17 protein-coding genes are annotated in these 16,382 nt (G+C 66.9%); 8 read left to right on the top strand and 9 right to left on the bottom strand.

Annotation, left to right across the window (positions count from 1 at the left end; all coding sequences use genetic code 11):
- A partial coding sequence (locus K0F85_RS28980; protein ID WP_257572979.1) for a glycosyltransferase occupies positions 1-540 on the bottom strand: 540 nt, incomplete at its 3' end.
- 150 nt (positions 541-690) lie between these two features.
- Between K0F85_RS28980 and K0F85_RS22545 the strand changes: the two genes are divergently transcribed.
- On the top strand, positions 691-1,983 hold the full coding sequence (locus K0F85_RS22545) for a putative O-glycosylation ligase, exosortase A system-associated (RefSeq protein WP_219118164.1): 1,293 nt from the start codon (positions 691-693) through the stop codon (positions 1,981-1,983).
- The gene (locus K0F85_RS22540; RefSeq protein WP_219118163.1) at positions 1,980-2,915 is read left to right on the top strand and encodes a polysaccharide deacetylase family protein; all 936 of its coding nucleotides are present in this window, start codon (positions 1,980-1,982) and stop codon (positions 2,913-2,915) included. Before K0F85_RS22545 ends, K0F85_RS22540 begins: the two co-directional genes overlap by 4 nt.
- Here K0F85_RS22540 and K0F85_RS22535 read toward each other — a convergent pair.
- Genes K0F85_RS22535 through K0F85_RS22525 form a run of 3 tightly spaced genes read right to left on the bottom strand, consistent with a single transcriptional unit; the run spans position 2,824 to position 7,636 of the window.
- Positions 2,824-4,785, bottom strand: coding sequence for an asparagine synthetase B (locus K0F85_RS22535; protein WP_219118162.1), 1,962 nt, complete (start codon positions 4,783-4,785; stop codon positions 2,824-2,826). The two genes, K0F85_RS22540 and K0F85_RS22535, sit on opposite strands and share 92 nt — an antisense overlap.
- Positions 4,782-6,041, bottom strand: a complete 1,260-nt coding sequence (locus tag K0F85_RS22530) for a pyridoxal-dependent decarboxylase, exosortase A system-associated (protein WP_219118161.1) — start codon at positions 6,039-6,041, stop codon at positions 4,782-4,784. Before K0F85_RS22530 ends, K0F85_RS22535 begins: the two co-directional genes overlap by 4 nt.
- Positions 6,038-7,636: an acyl-CoA ligase (AMP-forming), exosortase A system-associated gene (locus K0F85_RS22525; RefSeq protein WP_219118160.1), complete on the bottom strand. Its 1,599-nt coding sequence runs from the start codon at positions 7,634-7,636 to the stop codon at positions 6,038-6,040. The genes K0F85_RS22530 and K0F85_RS22525 overlap by 4 nt, the downstream gene beginning before the upstream one ends.
- A 186-nt stretch (positions 7,637-7,822) precedes the next feature.
- Here K0F85_RS22525 and K0F85_RS22520 point away from each other — a divergent pair, with 186 nt between their 5' ends.
- From K0F85_RS22520 to K0F85_RS22495, 6 genes are read left to right on the top strand one after another with little or no spacing between them, the layout of a single operon-like run.
- Complete coding sequence (locus K0F85_RS22520) at positions 7,823-8,602, top strand: hypothetical protein (RefSeq protein WP_257572978.1); 780 nt, start codon at positions 7,823-7,825, stop codon at positions 8,600-8,602.
- Positions 8,581-8,826 carry an acyl carrier protein gene (locus K0F85_RS22515; RefSeq protein WP_219118158.1) on the top strand — a complete coding sequence of 82 codons (246 nt, stop codon included), beginning with the start codon at positions 8,581-8,583 and terminating at the stop codon, positions 8,824-8,826. The genes K0F85_RS22520 and K0F85_RS22515 overlap by 22 nt, the downstream gene beginning before the upstream one ends.
- Entirely contained in the window at positions 8,823-9,680 is an 858-nt protein-coding gene (locus tag K0F85_RS22510) for a hydrolase 2, exosortase A system-associated (protein WP_219118157.1), read from the top strand. Before K0F85_RS22515 ends, K0F85_RS22510 begins: the two co-directional genes overlap by 4 nt.
- Entirely contained in the window at positions 9,677-10,564 is an 888-nt protein-coding gene (locus tag K0F85_RS22505; protein ID WP_219118156.1) for a hydrolase 1, exosortase A system-associated, read from the top strand. Before K0F85_RS22510 ends, K0F85_RS22505 begins: the two co-directional genes overlap by 4 nt.
- Positions 10,558-11,871, top strand: coding sequence for a glycosyltransferase (locus tag K0F85_RS22500; protein WP_257572977.1), 1,314 nt, complete (start codon positions 10,558-10,560; stop codon positions 11,869-11,871). Before K0F85_RS22505 ends, K0F85_RS22500 begins: the two co-directional genes overlap by 7 nt.
- Complete coding sequence (locus K0F85_RS22495; protein WP_219118155.1) at positions 11,868-12,584, top strand: ABC transporter permease; 717 nt, start codon at positions 11,868-11,870, stop codon at positions 12,582-12,584. The genes K0F85_RS22500 and K0F85_RS22495 overlap by 4 nt, the downstream gene beginning before the upstream one ends.
- Here K0F85_RS22495 and K0F85_RS22490 read toward each other — a convergent pair.
- From K0F85_RS22490 to K0F85_RS22470, 5 genes are all read right to left on the bottom strand, one after another.
- Complete coding sequence (locus tag K0F85_RS22490; protein ID WP_219118154.1) at positions 12,581-13,318, bottom strand: hypothetical protein; 738 nt, start codon at positions 13,316-13,318, stop codon at positions 12,581-12,583. The two genes, K0F85_RS22495 and K0F85_RS22490, sit on opposite strands and share 4 nt — an antisense overlap.
- A 16-nt stretch (positions 13,319-13,334) precedes the next feature.
- Complete coding sequence (locus K0F85_RS22485) at positions 13,335-13,781, bottom strand: DUF6678 family protein (protein WP_257572976.1); 447 nt, start codon at positions 13,779-13,781, stop codon at positions 13,335-13,337.
- Complete coding sequence (locus tag K0F85_RS22480) at positions 13,778-14,494, bottom strand: DUF6058 family natural product biosynthesis protein (protein WP_219118153.1); 717 nt, start codon at positions 14,492-14,494, stop codon at positions 13,778-13,780. Before K0F85_RS22480 ends, K0F85_RS22485 begins: the two co-directional genes overlap by 4 nt.
- Before the next feature lie 43 nt (positions 14,495-14,537).
- Complete coding sequence (purT, locus tag K0F85_RS22475) at positions 14,538-15,767, bottom strand: formate-dependent phosphoribosylglycinamide formyltransferase (protein ID WP_219118152.1); 1,230 nt, start codon at positions 15,765-15,767, stop codon at positions 14,538-14,540.
- A 179-nt stretch (positions 15,768-15,946) separates the two neighbouring features.
- Positions 15,947-16,382 (bottom strand): LysR substrate-binding domain-containing protein (locus K0F85_RS22470; protein ID WP_257572975.1); only part of this gene is annotated, 436 nt, incomplete at its 5' end.

Raw genomic sequence — 16,382 nt, 5'->3', positions numbered from 1 at the left:
GCGGGCGCCCGCCTCGAAGATACGGCGGCGAATCGCCATATTGGCGCCCCACACCAGGCCGGGATAGATGGGGGCATCGCGCAAATCGGGGCTGGTGATGCCCCACGTCAAGCCGACCGGTGTCAGGCGCAGCAGCCAGTGCGCCGGTGGCTCGCGCCAGGCGGGCACGATGGCGCCGCCGAACAGGGCATAGCCGGGGTGGCTGCGCGCGCTGTCCTGCAAGCGGCACAACCAATCGGGTGCGGGCATGGCGTCGTCGTCGCCAAACACGAACAGCTCGGCGCCATCACCGCCCTGGCGCAAGGCGGTTTCGACAGCCCCATTCAGGGCGGGACTGCGGCCACGCCGTGCCACATAGACCGAACTCAAGGGCAAACGTCCACGAAAGGCGGCGATCACCTGCGCCGTCGCGTCCGTGCTGCCATTGTCGGCGATGACCAGGCGCCAGCCGCCCGCGGGCGCTTGCAAGCCCATGTAGGCACGCAATACCTGTGGCAAGGTGTCGGCGCCATTGTAGGTCGCCATGAGAACGGTCAACAAGGACATGCCTCCCTGGTCTTACCATGACAAAAACAAGTACTGAAACTGAGTACTGGACAGTATTGGTCCAGTGTACTGAGCCTGCCTGCCTGCCCGTTGACAGGCATCAAGACCATGCCAAGCCGGGCAAAACCAGGAGCGTCCCCCTTCATGCGCGACATCGTGATCACCATCATCATCCTGGGTTCGCTGCCCTTCATCCTGAAGGCGCCGGCCATCGGCGGCCTGATGTGGGTCTGGGTCAGCGTCATGAATCCGCACACGCAAGCCTGGGGCTTTGCCACCCACTTGCCGTTCGCCTTCATCATCGCCATCGCCACCATGCTCAGCCTGCTCATGACGCGCACGCCGAAAAGCATGCCGCTCACGCCCGTCAGCGTGTTGCTGCTGCTGTTCGTGGCTTGGATGAATGTCACGGCCCCGTTCGCCCTGCTGCCGGAAGCGTCCTGGCTGCAGTGGAACAAGGTCATGAAGATCATGCTGATGAGCTTTGTAGTCATGATGGTGATACGCACGCGGCGCGACATCGTGCGCCTGGTGTGGGTGCTGGTGGGGTCGATCGGCTATTACGGCGTGAAAGGCGGTATCTTCACCCTCCGCAGCGGCGGTACGGAACGGGTCTGGGGGCCGGAGGAAACCTTCATAGGGGATAACAATGCGCTGGCCCTGGCCCTGATCATCACCATTCCCCTCATGTATTATTTGCAGCAAAACACGCATACACGCTGGGTACGCCATGGCTTGATGGCGGCGATGTTGCTGTCGGCCCTGGCCGCGCTGGGCTCGTATTCGCGCGGCGGCCTGCTGGCTATCGCCGCCATGGGCCTGTTCATGTGGCTGAAGAGCGACCGCAAGCTGGTGCTGGGCGCGCTGCTCGCTGCGGTCGCGCCCCTGCTGCTAGCCTTCATGCCCGAGCGCTGGGCCGAGCGCATGGATACCATCAATACCTACCAGGACGATGTATCTGCCATGGGCCGCCTGAATGCCTGGCGCATGGCCTGGAACCTGGCGCGCGAGCGTTTCCCCGGCGGCGGCTTCGACGTGTCCGACGCCGCCATCTTTGCCCGTTACGCGCCGAATCCCATGGACGTGCATGCGGCGCACAGCATCTATTTCCAGGCGCTGGGCGAACACGGCTTTGTCGGCCTGTTGCTTTACCTGGCGCTAGGCATCGCCACCTGGCGCACGGCCGCCGCCATCATCCGCCGCACGCGCGGCCAGCCCGAACTGCGCTGGGCGCACGGCCTGGCCACCATGAGCCAGGCTAGCCTGATCGGCTTTGCCGTGGGCGGCGCCTTCCTCAGCCTGCTGTACTTCGACATGCCGTATTACCTGATGGCGGCCCTGATCGCCACGCGCATCGTTGTCGAACAGCAAGCCACGCTGCCCACGTCTGCCTCGCGTCAGGCCAAGCCTGGGGCCGCCATCGCGGAGCAGCCATGACGGCCACCTTGTCCATTCTGATCTACCACCGCGTGCTGGCGCGGCCGGACCCCCTGTTTCCCGGCGAAGTCGATGCGGCCCAGTTCGAGCGACAGTTGCGCCTTTTGAAACGTTTCTATACGCCGCTGCCGCTCGGCGCTGCCGTGCAGCGGCTGCAAGATGGCAGCCTGCCACCGCGCGCCGCCTGTATCACCTTTGACGACGGCTATGCGGACAATGCGCAAGTCGCCCTGCCGCTGCTGCAGCGCCATGGCGTGCACGCCACGTTCTTTATCGCCACGGGCTACCTGGATGGCGGACAGATGTGGAATGACACGGTGATCGCCGCCGTGCGCCAGGCGGCCGGTCCCGTGCTGGACTTGCGCGCACACGCGCTGGGGACGCTGCCCGTCGCCAGCCTGGCACAGCGGCAGGCAGCCATCGCCACCTTGCTGGAACGGCTCAAATACCTGCCATTTGCCCGGCGCCAGCAACTGGCCATGCACATTCGCCGCCAGGCGGGCGCTACGGCAGGCCCGCCAGCCATGCTGAGCACGGCACAATTGCGCCAGTTGCACGCGGCCGGCATGGAATTGGGCGCGCACACGGCCAGCCATCCGATTTTGTCCACCTTGCCGGAACGGGCCGCGCGGCTGGACATCGCCAACGGCAAGGGCCAGCTGGAAAGTTTGATACAGGCGCCCGTGACCCTGTTTGCGTATCCCAATGGAAAGGTCGGGCGCGACTATGGCGCGCCGCACGTGGCGATGGTGCAGAACCTGGGTTTCAGGGCGGCCGTGGCCACGGACAGGGGCGTGGCGCGCCCCGGAGCGGGACTCGATCTGCTGCAACTGCCGCGCTTTACGCCGTGGGATCGAGGACGCCTGGCGTTTCTGTGGCGCTTGCGGCAAAACCGACGACAAGCGCCCCCTGCGCGCCCGGATGCTGGCTGAGCCACTGTTCCAGCATCAGCAGCAACCACACCATGGTGCCGTGATAGGCAGGATGTTCCGCCAGCAGGCGCCCTTTCAAATCGTCGATGAAGTCGGATCGCACGATGCCGCGCACGCGCAGCTGCGTCAGATTGTCAAACGCGAATTCGCGCAGCGGCACGTGGCTGTGCAACCACTGGCCGAAGGGCAAGCCGAAGCCATGCTTTTTCTTGCGCACGATGGCCGGCGGCAGGATCTCCGCCAGTGCCCGCTTGAAAAAGGGCCGCAACTGCCTTCCGTCGAGCTTATCGCGTGGCGCCAGGCGCGACGCAAACGCCACCATCGCATCGTGCAGCAAGGGAAACGCCGCTTCCACGCCAGCCAGCTCGCAAGCCTTGCGCACCTTGACCAGGTCGTTGTCGGCCAGGGTAAAGCGCATGTCCAGCGCCAGCAAGGCATTGATCTGGCTCAAGCCCTGGCCTTGCCGTTCCCCATATGCGCCATGCACGCAGCCCGGCGCCATGCCGGGATCGATGGTGTCGATAAAACCCGCTTCCAGCACCGTGCGGTGGCCATGGCGCAGCAGCAGGTTGTAGCTGTCCAGCCGGGCCGGCAACGGCAAGCTCGCCTGCTCGATGTAGCGGCGCGCCTTGTCGCCCAGCCGCCACGGCTTGCCCCTTTGCTGGCGGCAGAGCAGCGGCTCGATGATGGCCTGGCGCAACATGACAGGCAAGCGCGCATACTGCGACAGCAAGGCCTGGTGCGCGTAGCGCTCGTTGCCGCCGAACAATTCATCGCCGCCATCGCCGCCAAGGAGGCGCTTCACGCCATCCTCGCGCGCCATCTGCGCGCAATAAAAGGCGGGAATAGCCGAGGCATTGCCGAAAGGCTGGTCAAAAATGGCCGCCATGGCGGGGATAGCGGCCAGCACGTCGCCGGGGGTCACGTAGCGCTCGTGGTGGATGCTGCCCGCATGGCGGGCTGCCAGGCGCGCATACGCCATTTCGTCATAGCCGGGCGAGTCAAAACCGATGGAATACGTGCGCGCAGGCCGGCCCGTCACTTGCCCCATGATGGCGGCCAGGGTGGAACTGTCCGTGCCGCCGCTGAGAAACGCGCCCGTGTCCGCGCCATCCGCGCCCAGGCTGCTTTCCACTGCCTGGCGCAGCAGGCGCAGGAATTCCTGTTTGTTGCTGGCAAAGGTGGCGCGCGTGCGTGCCGCTGCCGGCTCCTGGAAGGACAGTTGCCAGTAGTTGCCCTTGCATTGCCTGGCGCCGCGCACATGCAGGTATTCGCCCGGCAGCAAGCGCTGCTGGCCAAGGTAAGCCGTGGCCGGGCCGGGCACCATATGGAAGTACAGGTAGTGATACAGCGCTTGCGGATCGAGTGCGCCACGCACGCACGGATGGGCCAGCAAGGCATCGTGGGAGGAGGCAAAGAACAGGCCCTGCGCATTGCTCGCATAGCTGAGCGGATGCATGCCGGCACGGTCCACGGCCAGCAGGGCCGAACCGGAAAAGGCGTCGAGAATGGCCAGACAAAAAGGCCCGGACAGGCTGGCGCAGGCAGCCACGCCCCGGCTCAGCCAAAGGGAAGCGAGGCGGCACGCCACGTCATGCGCCGAACCGTCGAGCACGGGCCTGCCCCAGATGGCCACCTGTAAACCATCCTGCTGATAGACATGGGCGCTGCCGTCGATGGCGGCCACGGCCACGGCCACGCCGCCCGCCCCGCTGATGCTGGCGGCCAGGGGCGCGCTATCGAAGCGTGACAAGGGCGCGGCCATGCTTGCCAGCGCGGCCTGCGCGGCGCCACCGGACGGCGTCCCGCCCTGCGCTGCGGCAAGGCCGGCAGCTCCGCCCGGCGCCAGCCAGCCACACAGGCCGCTCATACAAGCACCTCGGCCGGTAGCGGATGGCCGAGGAAGGCCGTCGGGCTGGCCGTCAAGCCATACGCGCCCGACTGGAACACCACCACCAGGTCGCCTTCTTCGGCGCGCGCCATCTCAATCTGGTCGGCCAGCAAGTCCAGCGGCGTGCACAACGGTCCCACCACGGAGGCCACTTCGCGCACGCCGCCCTGCAGCCGGGTGCCGATGGCGACCGGATAATTCTTGCGGATCAGCTGACCAAAATTGCCCGAGGCTGCCAAGTGATGGTGCAAGCCGCCATCCGTGACGAAAAACACTTGCCCATGCGACACTTTTCGCTCTATCACCTTGCACACATACACGCCCGCCTCGGCCACCAGATAGCGGCCCAGCTCCAGGTTCAGGCGCGCACCCGGCGCGGCCTGGGCCAGGATAGCGAGTTGCCGCTGCAAGCCTTCGGCGACGGGTGCCAGCGCGAGTGCCTGGTCGCCGGGAAAATAGGGCACACCAAAACCGCCGCCGATATTCAAGGTGCGCAAGGGCGATGGCGCGCTGTCGGCCAACTGCAGGGCCAGTTGCACGCTGAGCGCCTGTGCTTCGGCCAGGGCGCTGGCCGACAGGCTTTGCGAGCCAGCATACAGGTGAAAGCCGTGGAAATCGAGGCCCAGTTGGCCGATGCGGCCCAGCAGCGCCGGCACCAGGGCCACATCGACGCCAAACGGCTGCGCCCCGCCCCCCATCCGCATGCCCGTGCGGCGCAGGGCGAAATCGGGATTCACGCGCACGGCGACCCTGGCCGTCACGCCCAGCCGTTCACTGGCCAGCGCCAGCCGTTCCAGCTGGGCGCCCGATTCCACGTTGACCAGCACGCCAGCGGCCACGGCACGCGCGAGTTCCGCATCGCTCTTGCCCGGCCCCGCAAAACTGATGCGTTCCGGCGCCATGGGCGTATCGAGCGCCGTCGCCAGTTCGCCGCCGGACGCCACGTCGATGCCATCGACCAGTCCCGCCAGCCACTGCACCACGGCCGGCATGGGATTGGCCTTCATGGCGTAATGCACATGCACGCCAGCAGGCAGGGCGGCGCGCAGTGCCGCCACGCGGCCCGTGATGTGCGCCCGTTCATACGCATAGAATGGCGTGCCGCCCACCCGCTGGGCCAGCCGGCGCAAGGGCATGCCGCCAATCTGCAGCATGTCTCCGACCACGGCGAACTGCAGGCCCAGGGACGAGTGCAAAGGCAATTGCGTACTGTTCGAGCGGATCAAGTCCTTCATGCCGCGTCTCCTGATTGGACCGCATACGCGTGCGCCAGTTCCCTGGCCAGCAAGGAACGGTCGATCTTGCCATTCGGATTGCGCGGCAGCACGCCATCGCGGATCTCCACCCACAGCGGCACCATATAGCTGGGCAGGCGCGCCCGGCAGGCCGCCAGCACGCTGTCGCGCAGCAATTCCACGCCAGGCGCGGGCGTGACGAGCAAGGCGATGGCGTGGCCCAGCACGACATGGGGCAGGCCCAGCGCGGCGGCCTCCCCCACCAGCCCGCTCGCATACACGATTTCTTCGATCTCGGCCGGGCTGACCCGGTAGCCGGACGTCTTGATCATGTCATCGCTGCGGCCGACGAAATACAGATAACCCTCCGCATCGCGGCGCACCGTGTCGCCCGACCAGACGGCCAGTTCCGGCAGCACCAGGCCGCTCGCCTGCGGCGGCAGCGGCTTGAAGCGTTCGGCCGTGCGCGCAGCATCGTTCCAGTAACCGAGCGCCACCTGCGCGCCACGGTGCACGAGCTCGCCCGGCTCGTCGGTGTCGCACACGCTGCCGTCGGGACGCAGCACCAGCACTTCCGCGTTGGGAATCGCCTGCCCGATGGAATCTGGACGCCGCTCCAGCTGCTCCGGCGCCAGGAAAGTGGAGCGGAACGCTTCCGTCAAGCCATACATCAGGTAGACCTGCGTGCGCGGCAGCGACTGGCGCAGCCGCTCGAGCGTGGATCTCTGCATCACGCCACCCGAATTGGTGATGTAGCGCAAGAGTGTGGACAAGGGCCAGCTCAGCTGCGACAGCTGCACCCACAGAGGCGGCACGGCGGCCAGGCCCGTGATGGCTTCCTGCTCCACTGCCTCGACGATATCGCGCAGCAGCAGGTAATTCATCAGCACGGCGCAGGCGCCGCTGGCAAACGCCGTCGTCAGCTGACTCAAGCCGTAATCAAAACTGAGCGGCAGGACGCACAAAATCCGGTCTTGCTCCGTGTTGCGCAGATAACTGGATACGCTGAGCGCGCCGGCCAGCATGTTGCGATGCGACAGCACCACGCCTTTCGGCCGCCCCGTGCTGCCCGAGGTGTACAGGATGGCGCTCATGTCCGTGTCGATCACCGCGTGCGACACGGATGCGGGCGCGTCGGCGGCGGGCGCGCCGTTCCACGGCTGCAGCCGCAACTTGCCCAGGCTGGTTTGCGGCAGAGGTTCACCCGTCAGCAGCACCGTCTGCAAGTCCGGGCAGGCGGCCAGGGCGGGGCCCAGCTGCACCAGGCGTTCGCGCGAGGTGACGAGGATGGCCACCTTGCAATCGGCCAGAATATACGCCACCTGGTCCGGCTTGAGCAAGGGATTGACGGGCACGAACACGCCGCCTGCCGCCGCCGCGCCAAACATGGCGCTGACGTTTTCCGGGCGTTTTTCCAGGTACACGGCCACGCGCGCGCCACGCTGCAAGCCCAGGGTCAGCAGGGTGCAAGCTGCCTCGCGCACGGATTGCGCCAGCGCGGCGTAGCTTATTTCCTCGCCCTGCCATGACAAGGCTGACGCGTGGGGCGCGCGCAGCGCCGTGTCGAAGATCAGATCGTGTATCAGTGTCGCCATCGTTGCATCCCCGGGTTGCCATGATTGCCATGCATTCCCCTATGATTCAGACAAACGGCCACAACGGTCTTGATTTTGATCAATTAACAGTTTCAGCAGCACAGCTTGAGCCGGCGCAAGACCGCCGCTGGCCGCTGCGCTCTAATGGACAGCGTTGGCTGCATAGCCGCCCCATCCTTGACCGCCATGGCCAGCTTCGCCCGCTTCCTCCGTTTGCCCCGGTTGCAACGACTTGCCGCCAGCCTTCGCCAACTGGGTTGGCGCGACAGCGCCTGGCTGGCCCTGGCGCGGCTGCTGGCGGCCGTGCCGGGCCGGCGCTGCGCGCTGCACCGCTACCAGTTCGTGGCACAGGCGGTGGCGCCCGGTTCGCTGTGTCGCGGGCGCGGCCGGTCGATCGCCGTCACGCCCTGCCTGGCGGAGGCGGACTTGCCGTGCGGTCCCGCACGCCGTCCCGGCGCGCTGGGCGAACGCTACCGCCAAGGCGCGCAATGCCTGGTGGCCCGCAACGCGCAAGACGCTGATCAAGCCGCCATGGCAGGCTGGATCTGGCTGCTGCGCCACGGCTGCCAGGAAGACGAGGTGCGCGCCCGCTATGCGCTGGCATCGAAGCAGTCGTCATGGGACCTCGACGTGTGGGTGCATCCCGATCAACGCGGCGGCCTGGTCTTTGCGCGGCTGTGGGAAGAAGCCAACGCCGTACTCTACGCGCAGGGCGTGCGCTGGTCGTGCAGCCGCATCTCGCGCTTCAACCGGGCCTCGCTGGGCGCCCATGCGCGCCTGGGCACGCACGCGCTGGGCACGGCCACCTTCATGCGCTGCGGGCGCTGGCAATGGATGGCCGCCAGCGTGCCTCCCTACCTGCACCTGTCGCGCCGCCCCGACGACATCGCCTGCCTGGCCTTCGATACCAGCCGCCTGCCCCAATACCCTTCCCTGGAGCTGACATGCCGCATCTTGAAGCAGTAAAGCACATCCTCGACACCACTCTGGGCTTGAACGGGCGCGCGCTGGACGCCCACACGCCGCTGCTGGGCAGCGTGCCGGAGCTCGACTCGATGGCCGTGATCGGCGTAATTGCTGCGCTGGAAGAGCATTTCGGTATCTTTGTCGCCGACGAGGACATCCATGCGCGCCACTTCGCCACCGTGGGCAGCCTGCACGATTTCGTGTTTGCACAGCTGCGCCCATGAACAACGCCGCCATCGATGCGCTGCCGCTGCTGCCCTTCTTCCTGCCCGCCAGCGGCGGCCAGCGCTACTGCCTGCTGCACCTGCCGCCGCCGGGCCGCGGCGCGCGCGGCGGCATCGTCTACGTGCATCCGTTTGCGGAAGAATTGAATAAAAGCCGCCACGTGGCCGCCGCGCAGGCGCGCGCCTTTGCCGCCGTTGGCTACAGCGTGCTGCAGATCGACCTGTTTGGCTGCGGCGACAGCAGCGGCGACTTCGGCGAAGCGCGCTGGGACATCTGGCACAACGACCTGCACCTGGCTTGCGCCTGGCTGGCGCAGCGTGTCGACGGCCTCTTGACCATATGGGGCTTGCGCCTGGGCGCCCTGCTGACCCTCGATTTCGCCAGCCGCGCGCCGCTGCCCCTGGCCCGTTTGCTGCTGTGGCAACCGGAACTCGACGGGCGGCGCAGCATCGACCGCTTCCTGCGCCTGCGCCTGGCGACCAGCATGCTGGCCCGCGACACGCAGGAAGCGCCAGGCCGGGCGCGTGCCACACTGGCGAACGGTGAAGCTGTGGAAGTGGCCGGCTACCTGCTGGCACCCGAGCTGGCGCACGCCATCGATGGCGTCAACGCCCATGCGCTGCCGCCCACGCTGCCCGTCTACTGGCTCGATTACCAGGCGCCGCAGCAAGCCTGCCCGTCCTTGCCGCCGCTGGCGCGCCAGTGGCGCGAACACGGCGCCGCCGTGCACGTGGCCAGCTTCGGCGACGGCCCGTTCTGGCACAGCAGCGAGCTGCTGGCTTGTCCGCAACTGCTGGACGCCACGCGGGCACTGTGCCGCGATTGGCTGGCCGAGGAAGGGATACCTCGATGAAGCGCGACATGCTTGCTGCGCAAACCGTGCACCAGCTGGCGCTGCGCTTTCGCAGCATGGCAGACGCTCCAGGCGAGGACGGCGAGGCGCAGGCGCGCATGGTCGGTATCCTCAGCCTGCCCGCCACACCGGGCCCACGCGGCGTGCTGATCGTCACGGGCGGGCCCCAGTACCGCGTGGGCAGCCACCGCCAGTTCGTCTTGCTGGCGCGCGCCCTGGCAGCGCAAGGCTGGCCCGTACTGCGCTTCGACTTGCGCGGCATGGGCGACAGCGAAGGTCGCGCGCGCGACTACCGCGCCGCCGGCCCCGACATCGACGGCGCGCTGGCGCAATTCTTCGACGCCGTGCCGGCCTTGCGTGAAGTGGCGCTATGGGGCTTGTGCGACGGCGCCACTGCGGCCGCCTGCCATGCGCCGCGCGACGCGCGCATAGTCGCGCTGATGCTGCTCAACCCGTGGGTGCGCAGCAGCGCCGGTCTGGCGCGCGCCACCTTGCGCCATTATTATCTGCCTCGCCTGCTGCATGGCGCATTCTGGCGCAAACTGAGCACCGGCGGACTGCAACTGGGCGCCAGCCTGGCCTCGCTGCGCCAGGTGGCGGCTGCCACGCAGGAGCAGGCAAGGCAAGACAGCGACGCCCCCGCACCGGCCCTGCTGCGGGCGCTGACGCAATTCCAGGGCAAGGTGCTGCTGATACTCAGCGGCGACGACCTCGGGGCGCGCGAGTGGCAAGCCCTGCTCGCCGGCGATCCTGCCTGGCGCGCCGTGACGGCCCGCGCGCAGTGGACGCAGGCGCAGGTCAATGGTGCCAACCACACATTCGCCAGCGCCGCCTGGCGCGGCGAAGTCGAACGGCTGTGCGCCCGCTGGCTGCAGTCATGTTAGCGGCCACGCCGAGCGCGGCACGACCAAACGCGCCCCGACCAAAACGGGTGCTGATGGTGGCCTACCATTTCCCGCCGCTTGCCGGCGGCAGCGGCATCCTGCGCACCCTGGGCTTTGCGCGCCATTTGCCCGACTGCGGCTGGCAGCCGCTGGTGCTCAGCCCCAGCGCCCTCGCGTATGCGCAGCGCGGTGACGCGCAGCTGGCGCAGATCGGCGCGCACGCCACCGTGCGGCGCACCCTGGCGCTGGACGCGGCGCGCCACCTGGCCATCGGCGGGCGCTATCCGCGCTGCCTGGCGCTGCCCGACCGCTGGAGTTCCTGGTGGTTGAGCGCCGTGCCGGCAGGCCTGCGCATGATCCGCGCCTACCGCCCCGACGCCCTCTGGTCGACGTACCCGATCGCCACGGCGCACCTGATCGCCATGACCCTGCAAAAACTCAGCGGCCTGCCGTGGATCGCCGACCAGCGCGACCCCATGCTGGACGACAGTGATCCGCTGGCGCCGTATCCGCCCGAGCCGCGCCTGCACCGCATGCATGCGTGGATAGAACAGCGCATCGCGGCCCGCAGCGCGGCCATCGTCTGCACCACGCCGGGCGCCATCGCGGCGCACCGGCGGCGCCTGGAGCAGGTGGCAGGCGAGCGTTTCCACCTGATCGAAAACGGTCACGATGATGACGCGGGGGCCCTGCAGGCGCATCAGCCGCACGGGCCAGAAGGCCGGCGCAGTCGCTTCCTGCTGCTGCACAGCGGCGTCATCTACCCGTCCGAGCGCGATCCGCAAGCGCTGTTCGAGGCACTGGCCAAGCTGCGCCACGACGGCATGCTGCATACGCATAATTTCCAGCTGGTGCTGCGCGCCACGGGTCACGACGCGTGGCTCGCAGGCTTGCTGGCGAAATACGGCATCCTGGACCTGGTAAGCCTGGAACCCTTGCAGCCGCACGGCGCGGCGCTGCAGGAAATGCTGGCCGCCGATGGCTTGCTGCTGCTGCAGGCGGCCAATTGCAATGCGCAGATACCTGCCAAGCTGTATGAGTACCTGCGCTGCCGGCGGCCCCTCCTCGCGCTGACCGATCTGGGGGGCGACAGCGCGGCCAAGCTGCGCCACTGCGGCATCGACACCATCGGCCAGCTGGCCTCGAGCGGCGATTGCGCGCGCGCGCTGCTGCGCTTCCTGGAACTGGCCCGCCAGGGCCGCGCGCCGCTGGCCAGCCCCGCCGCCATCGCGCTGCAATCGCGGCAAGCCCGCAGTCACGCACTGGCCGATTTGCTGGACCAGGTCAGCCACAGGAGACCAACATGAAACACCGGATACTTGTTTGCACGCTGGCCGCCTGTTGCGCCCATGCCGGCGCTGCCGACTGCCCGCCCTACGTGAAACACACGCCGGGCGGCGACTACACGCGCGCGGAGGACCGCGCCGGCCTGTCCGTGGTCGAGAAATTCCATTTTTCGCGTGCCGTGGAAACGCTCACGCAAGGCATGACGGGCAGCCTGGGCGCCGATATCAGCTACACATTGGAGCACTTCCCGAACCACCATCGGGCACTGGCATCGATGGCAAAGCTGGCCTTGCGCCTGAAAAGCGCGCAGCCCGTCGGCGCCCGCTACACGGTCAGCTGCTTTTTCGAACGGGCCATCGCCTTCGCGTCGCACGACGTGACGGCGCGCATGGTGTACGGAAATTACCTGCTGGCCACAGGCCAGGAGACGATGGCGCTGGAACAGCTGGACGCGGCCAGCCGCCTGGCGCCCGAGCAGGCCACCATCCAATACAACCTGGGCCTGATGTATGTCAAAAAGAAGGACTACGAGAAGGCCAGCGCGCATGCGCAAAAAGCCTATGCACTGGGCTTTCCCTTACCAGGGCTGAAGAACAAGCTGAAGGCGGCGGGCAAGTGGCGCGAACCGCCGCCCGCCGTCATTGAAGAGCAGGAAACGAAGGAAACGAAGGAAGCGCAGAAAACGCAGGAAACGCCAATACCTGCAACTGCCGTGCCGGCCGAAAAAAACTAGCCGGGAATGACGGCCGGCCGCTTGGCCACGCTCAGATGCCCCGTCGGCGAGTTGGCCAGCGCGGCGGCCAGATCGCGCCGCGATTGGGCCTTGTTTTCGGCTCCGCTGATGTACGCCAGTTCGGCCGGCTGCAGCACGGTGATGATGAGCAGCATCACTTCCCCATACGGCGTGTCGAACGTCGGGGGAAGCGTGGCCGCGCCCTGGCCCAGCAGCACGCCCACCTGTTCGTTTTCGTCTTCCAGTGCCTTTGGTGCATCCTGCAAGTCCAGCACCATCGACACGCTGCCGTGGCGCTGCAGCAGCAAATCGATGGAGCCGTGGTCGGCCACGTTCTGGCTGACCTGGTACACCAGGTCGAAGAGCCAGGACTGCGCCACTTCCTGGCCGTCGAAGGCGGCCAGCGGCGCCTCGATACACACTTCCAGCAAATGGCCGCGCGGCACGAAGACGTCGTCGTCATCCTCGAATGGATCGCTCAAGCCATCGCTGGCGATCACGATCGAGCCAGGCCGGCGGATCACGCGCCAGGCCTGGCGCAGTGACGGCCAGCGGGGGCCTCCCATGAAAGCGGGATTGACCAGCGGCGCCAGCACGTCGCCGTCCATGGCGCCCAGGGTGGCATAAAAGGCGTCGCGCGCGGCGCAGGCCGTGGCCAGCATCTGCGCGCCCGCTTCCTTGCCGACGACGGCGTCGTCAGGTTGCGGCACTTGCGCGATAGTGTTTTCAGGCATGGGAGTACTCCTTGAATTAGTCGGCGGGTGGAAAGTCGTGATAGTTGCGGGGCAGATAGCCCCAGATGCGCGCGACCCGCTCACGCACCTCGAAATCGAAGCCGATGCGTTCCAGTTCGGGCACGATCCACACGCCATGGTCGATGATTTTTTTGGGCAGCAGCATGGCCACGTGTTCTTCCGAGCACAGGCCGATGTCGAACCATTCCACGCCCATGAAGGGGAACGGCGGGTGGTAATCCCATTCCGTATCCCAGCGCGAGACATAGCCGCTGACGGAGCCATAGCGGTACGACGGCAGCCATTCAGTCTGCCCGCGCATGAAGGACAGCAGCTCGTTCCACTTGCAGTCGTTGGCGGCTCCCGCCAGATTGCGCCGCGCGATATGGCCGCGCAGCTTGCGCTTGATATCGTCACCGCCGGCGTCGGCCAGCGGCAGGCTGTGCGACGCCGGTGCAGTCATGCAGGCGTCCATTCCCTGTGGTCCACGCGGATGTTCGCCCGCAGATCTTCGACCAGTCGCTTGCGGCTGCTCAAGGCATATTCGACGGGCGAAAAAGGCATGGCGGCCATGGCATAGGCATCGATCAGCGCATGCATTTCCTGCGCCTGCTGTTGCGACAACAGCGTCTTGCTGCCATTCTCGCTTTGCTGCGCGAGCTTTTCCTGCAGTACCTCTTTCCAGGCGATGTGCGCCTCCGACAGGGGATGGGCGACGCACAGGGAAAACGTACCGTTCAAAAAATACATCCAGGCACTGTCGCTACGGGCACGCAAACCCTCCGCTATTGGCGCGCCCCTGTCGTCGAAGCTGTCGCGCAGGCGCCAGGTCGTCAGGTTCAAGGTCGCCAGCGCGGCCGCATAACGGGAAGTAAATTGTGCCTGCAAGCGCTCTTGCGCGGCGTGCGCCGTACTCTCGGCAACAGCATCACGCGCAATGGCGATCCAGGCCAGTTGGGATGGCGGGAAGTAGCGGCCGGCCCTGGACCCGGGCGCCGCCATGGCGCCAAAAACGAACGAGCACACCTTGCCGCTGTCATCGACCACATACGCGGGCGCGGGAACCAGGCCAGCCTGGATCAATGCATCGATTTCTTGCATGGCCATGGCGGCGGCTGCCGCCAATTGCGTCTCGTCCAGATAGTGCAGCGAAAGATAATTATCGAGTTCTGTCATGCGCCGGCTTCCATGTTTATCCCTGTTGCATCCGCAGACAGGCTTACTTCGCCACCGGTTTGACTTTGGACGCGGCCAGCACGGCGCGCTGGCGGGCCGTGTCGATATCGTCGGCCGTGGCCAGCGCCACGCCCATGCGGCGGCGGGCAAACGATTCCGGCTTGCCGAACAGCCGCAAGTCCGCGCCCGGCACGCGCAAGGCCTCGGCCACGCCTTCGAAGGCGATGCCTTTCGCTTCCAGCTGACCGTAGATGACGGCCGAGGCGGCGGGCGAACGCAAGGCCACGTTGACGGGCAAGCCGAGGATGGCTTTCGCGTGCAGCTCGAATTCGCTCTGCACCTGGCTGGCCATGGTGACCATGCCCGTGTCGTGCGGACGGGGGCTCACTTCCGAGAACCACACCATGTCGCCCTTGACGAACAGTTCCACGCCGAACAGGCCCAGGCCGCCCAGGTCGTCCGTCACCTTGCGGGCGATCTCGCGCGAACGCTCGAGGGCCAGCGGCGCCATGCGCGCCGGCTGCCACGATTCCACGTAGTCGCCGTGCACCTGCAAATGGCCGATCGGCTCGCAGAACTGCGTTTCGACCTGGCCCGACGCGCCCACGGCGCGCACCGTCAGCAGGGTGATCTCGTAATCGAAGTCGATGAAGCCTTCGACGATGACGCGGCCCGTGTCGACCCGGCCGCCGCTGGCAGCATACGCCCACGCCGCGTCCACGTCTTGCGCGCCATCGAGCCTGGACTGGCCCTTGCCCGACGACGACATCACGGGTTTCACCACGCAGGGAAAGCCGATTTCCTGGCACGCCAGTTGCAACTCTTGCAGGCTGCTGGCGAAGCGGTATGGAGAAGTTGCCACGCCCAGCGTTTCGGCGGCCAGCGTGCGGATGCCTTCGCGGTTCATCGTCAGCACGGCCGCGCGCGCGTTCGGGATGCAAGTGATTTGTCCCGCCGCTTCCAGCGCCGCCAGGGTGTCGGTGGCGATGGCTTCGATTTCCGGCACGATCAAATCCGGCTTTTCCAGGTCGATCAGGGCGGCAAGCGCCACGCCGTCGCTCATGTCGATCACGTGCGAGCGGTGCGCCACGGCGTGGCCGGGCGCGTTCGGATAGCGGTCGACGGCGATCACTTCGACGCCCAGGCGCTGCAGCGAGATGATGACTTCCTTGCCCAGTTCACCCGAGCCCAGCAGCATGACTTTGATGGCGGTGGAAGACAGGGGCGTGCCGAAGGTGCGGGGCGCGATGGTGCTGCTAGTGCTAGAAGTCATGGCAGAGTCTGTAGGCTTATGGAAAGATGGCTGGGACTATAACAAATGCAGGCCCTCTTGGACAGGGCGCGCCGCTGGCGTGCGAACTGCACGGCAGCGGCGCACTGCAGAACGGGTGCACTGGCGCACGGTGGCGTCGGCCACGTGACGCTGCAGCGCGGCAAGGGGTTTGCCATCGCTCAAGGCACGCCTCCAAAACGGCGCTCCTGGAAGTGTTCCACCAGGAAATCGATAAACACGCGCAGGCGTGGCGGCAATTGGCGACTGGCCGGCCACAGCAGCCAGAATGCGGCGGCCGCCTGCGTATGCGCGTCCAGCACGCTTTCGAGCTGCCCCGCCGCCAGCTCGCGCTGCACGGTAAATGCGGGCAGATAGGCGATGCCCTGCCCCTGCACGGCCAGATGGATGCGCATTTCCACGCTGTTGCACACCATGCCGGGCGCCGGCTGGGCAGACTCTTCCAACAGCGGCCACTGTTCCAGGCGGCCCGTGGCGGGAAATCGGTAATCCAGGCGCGCGTGCCGCAGCAGCCCGGCGCCGTCGGCGGGCCGGCCCTGGCGCGCCAGGTAGGCGGGAGACGCCACCAGCAGGCGGCGGAATGTGCACAGTTTGCGC

This window comes from Janthinobacterium sp. UMAB-56 (assembly GCF_900095265.1).
Classification (GTDB): domain Bacteria; phylum Pseudomonadota; class Gammaproteobacteria; order Burkholderiales; family Burkholderiaceae_D; genus Janthinobacterium.
Note: the sequence above shows the minus strand (reverse complement) of the source record. Positions and strands in the feature narration are given on the sequence as shown.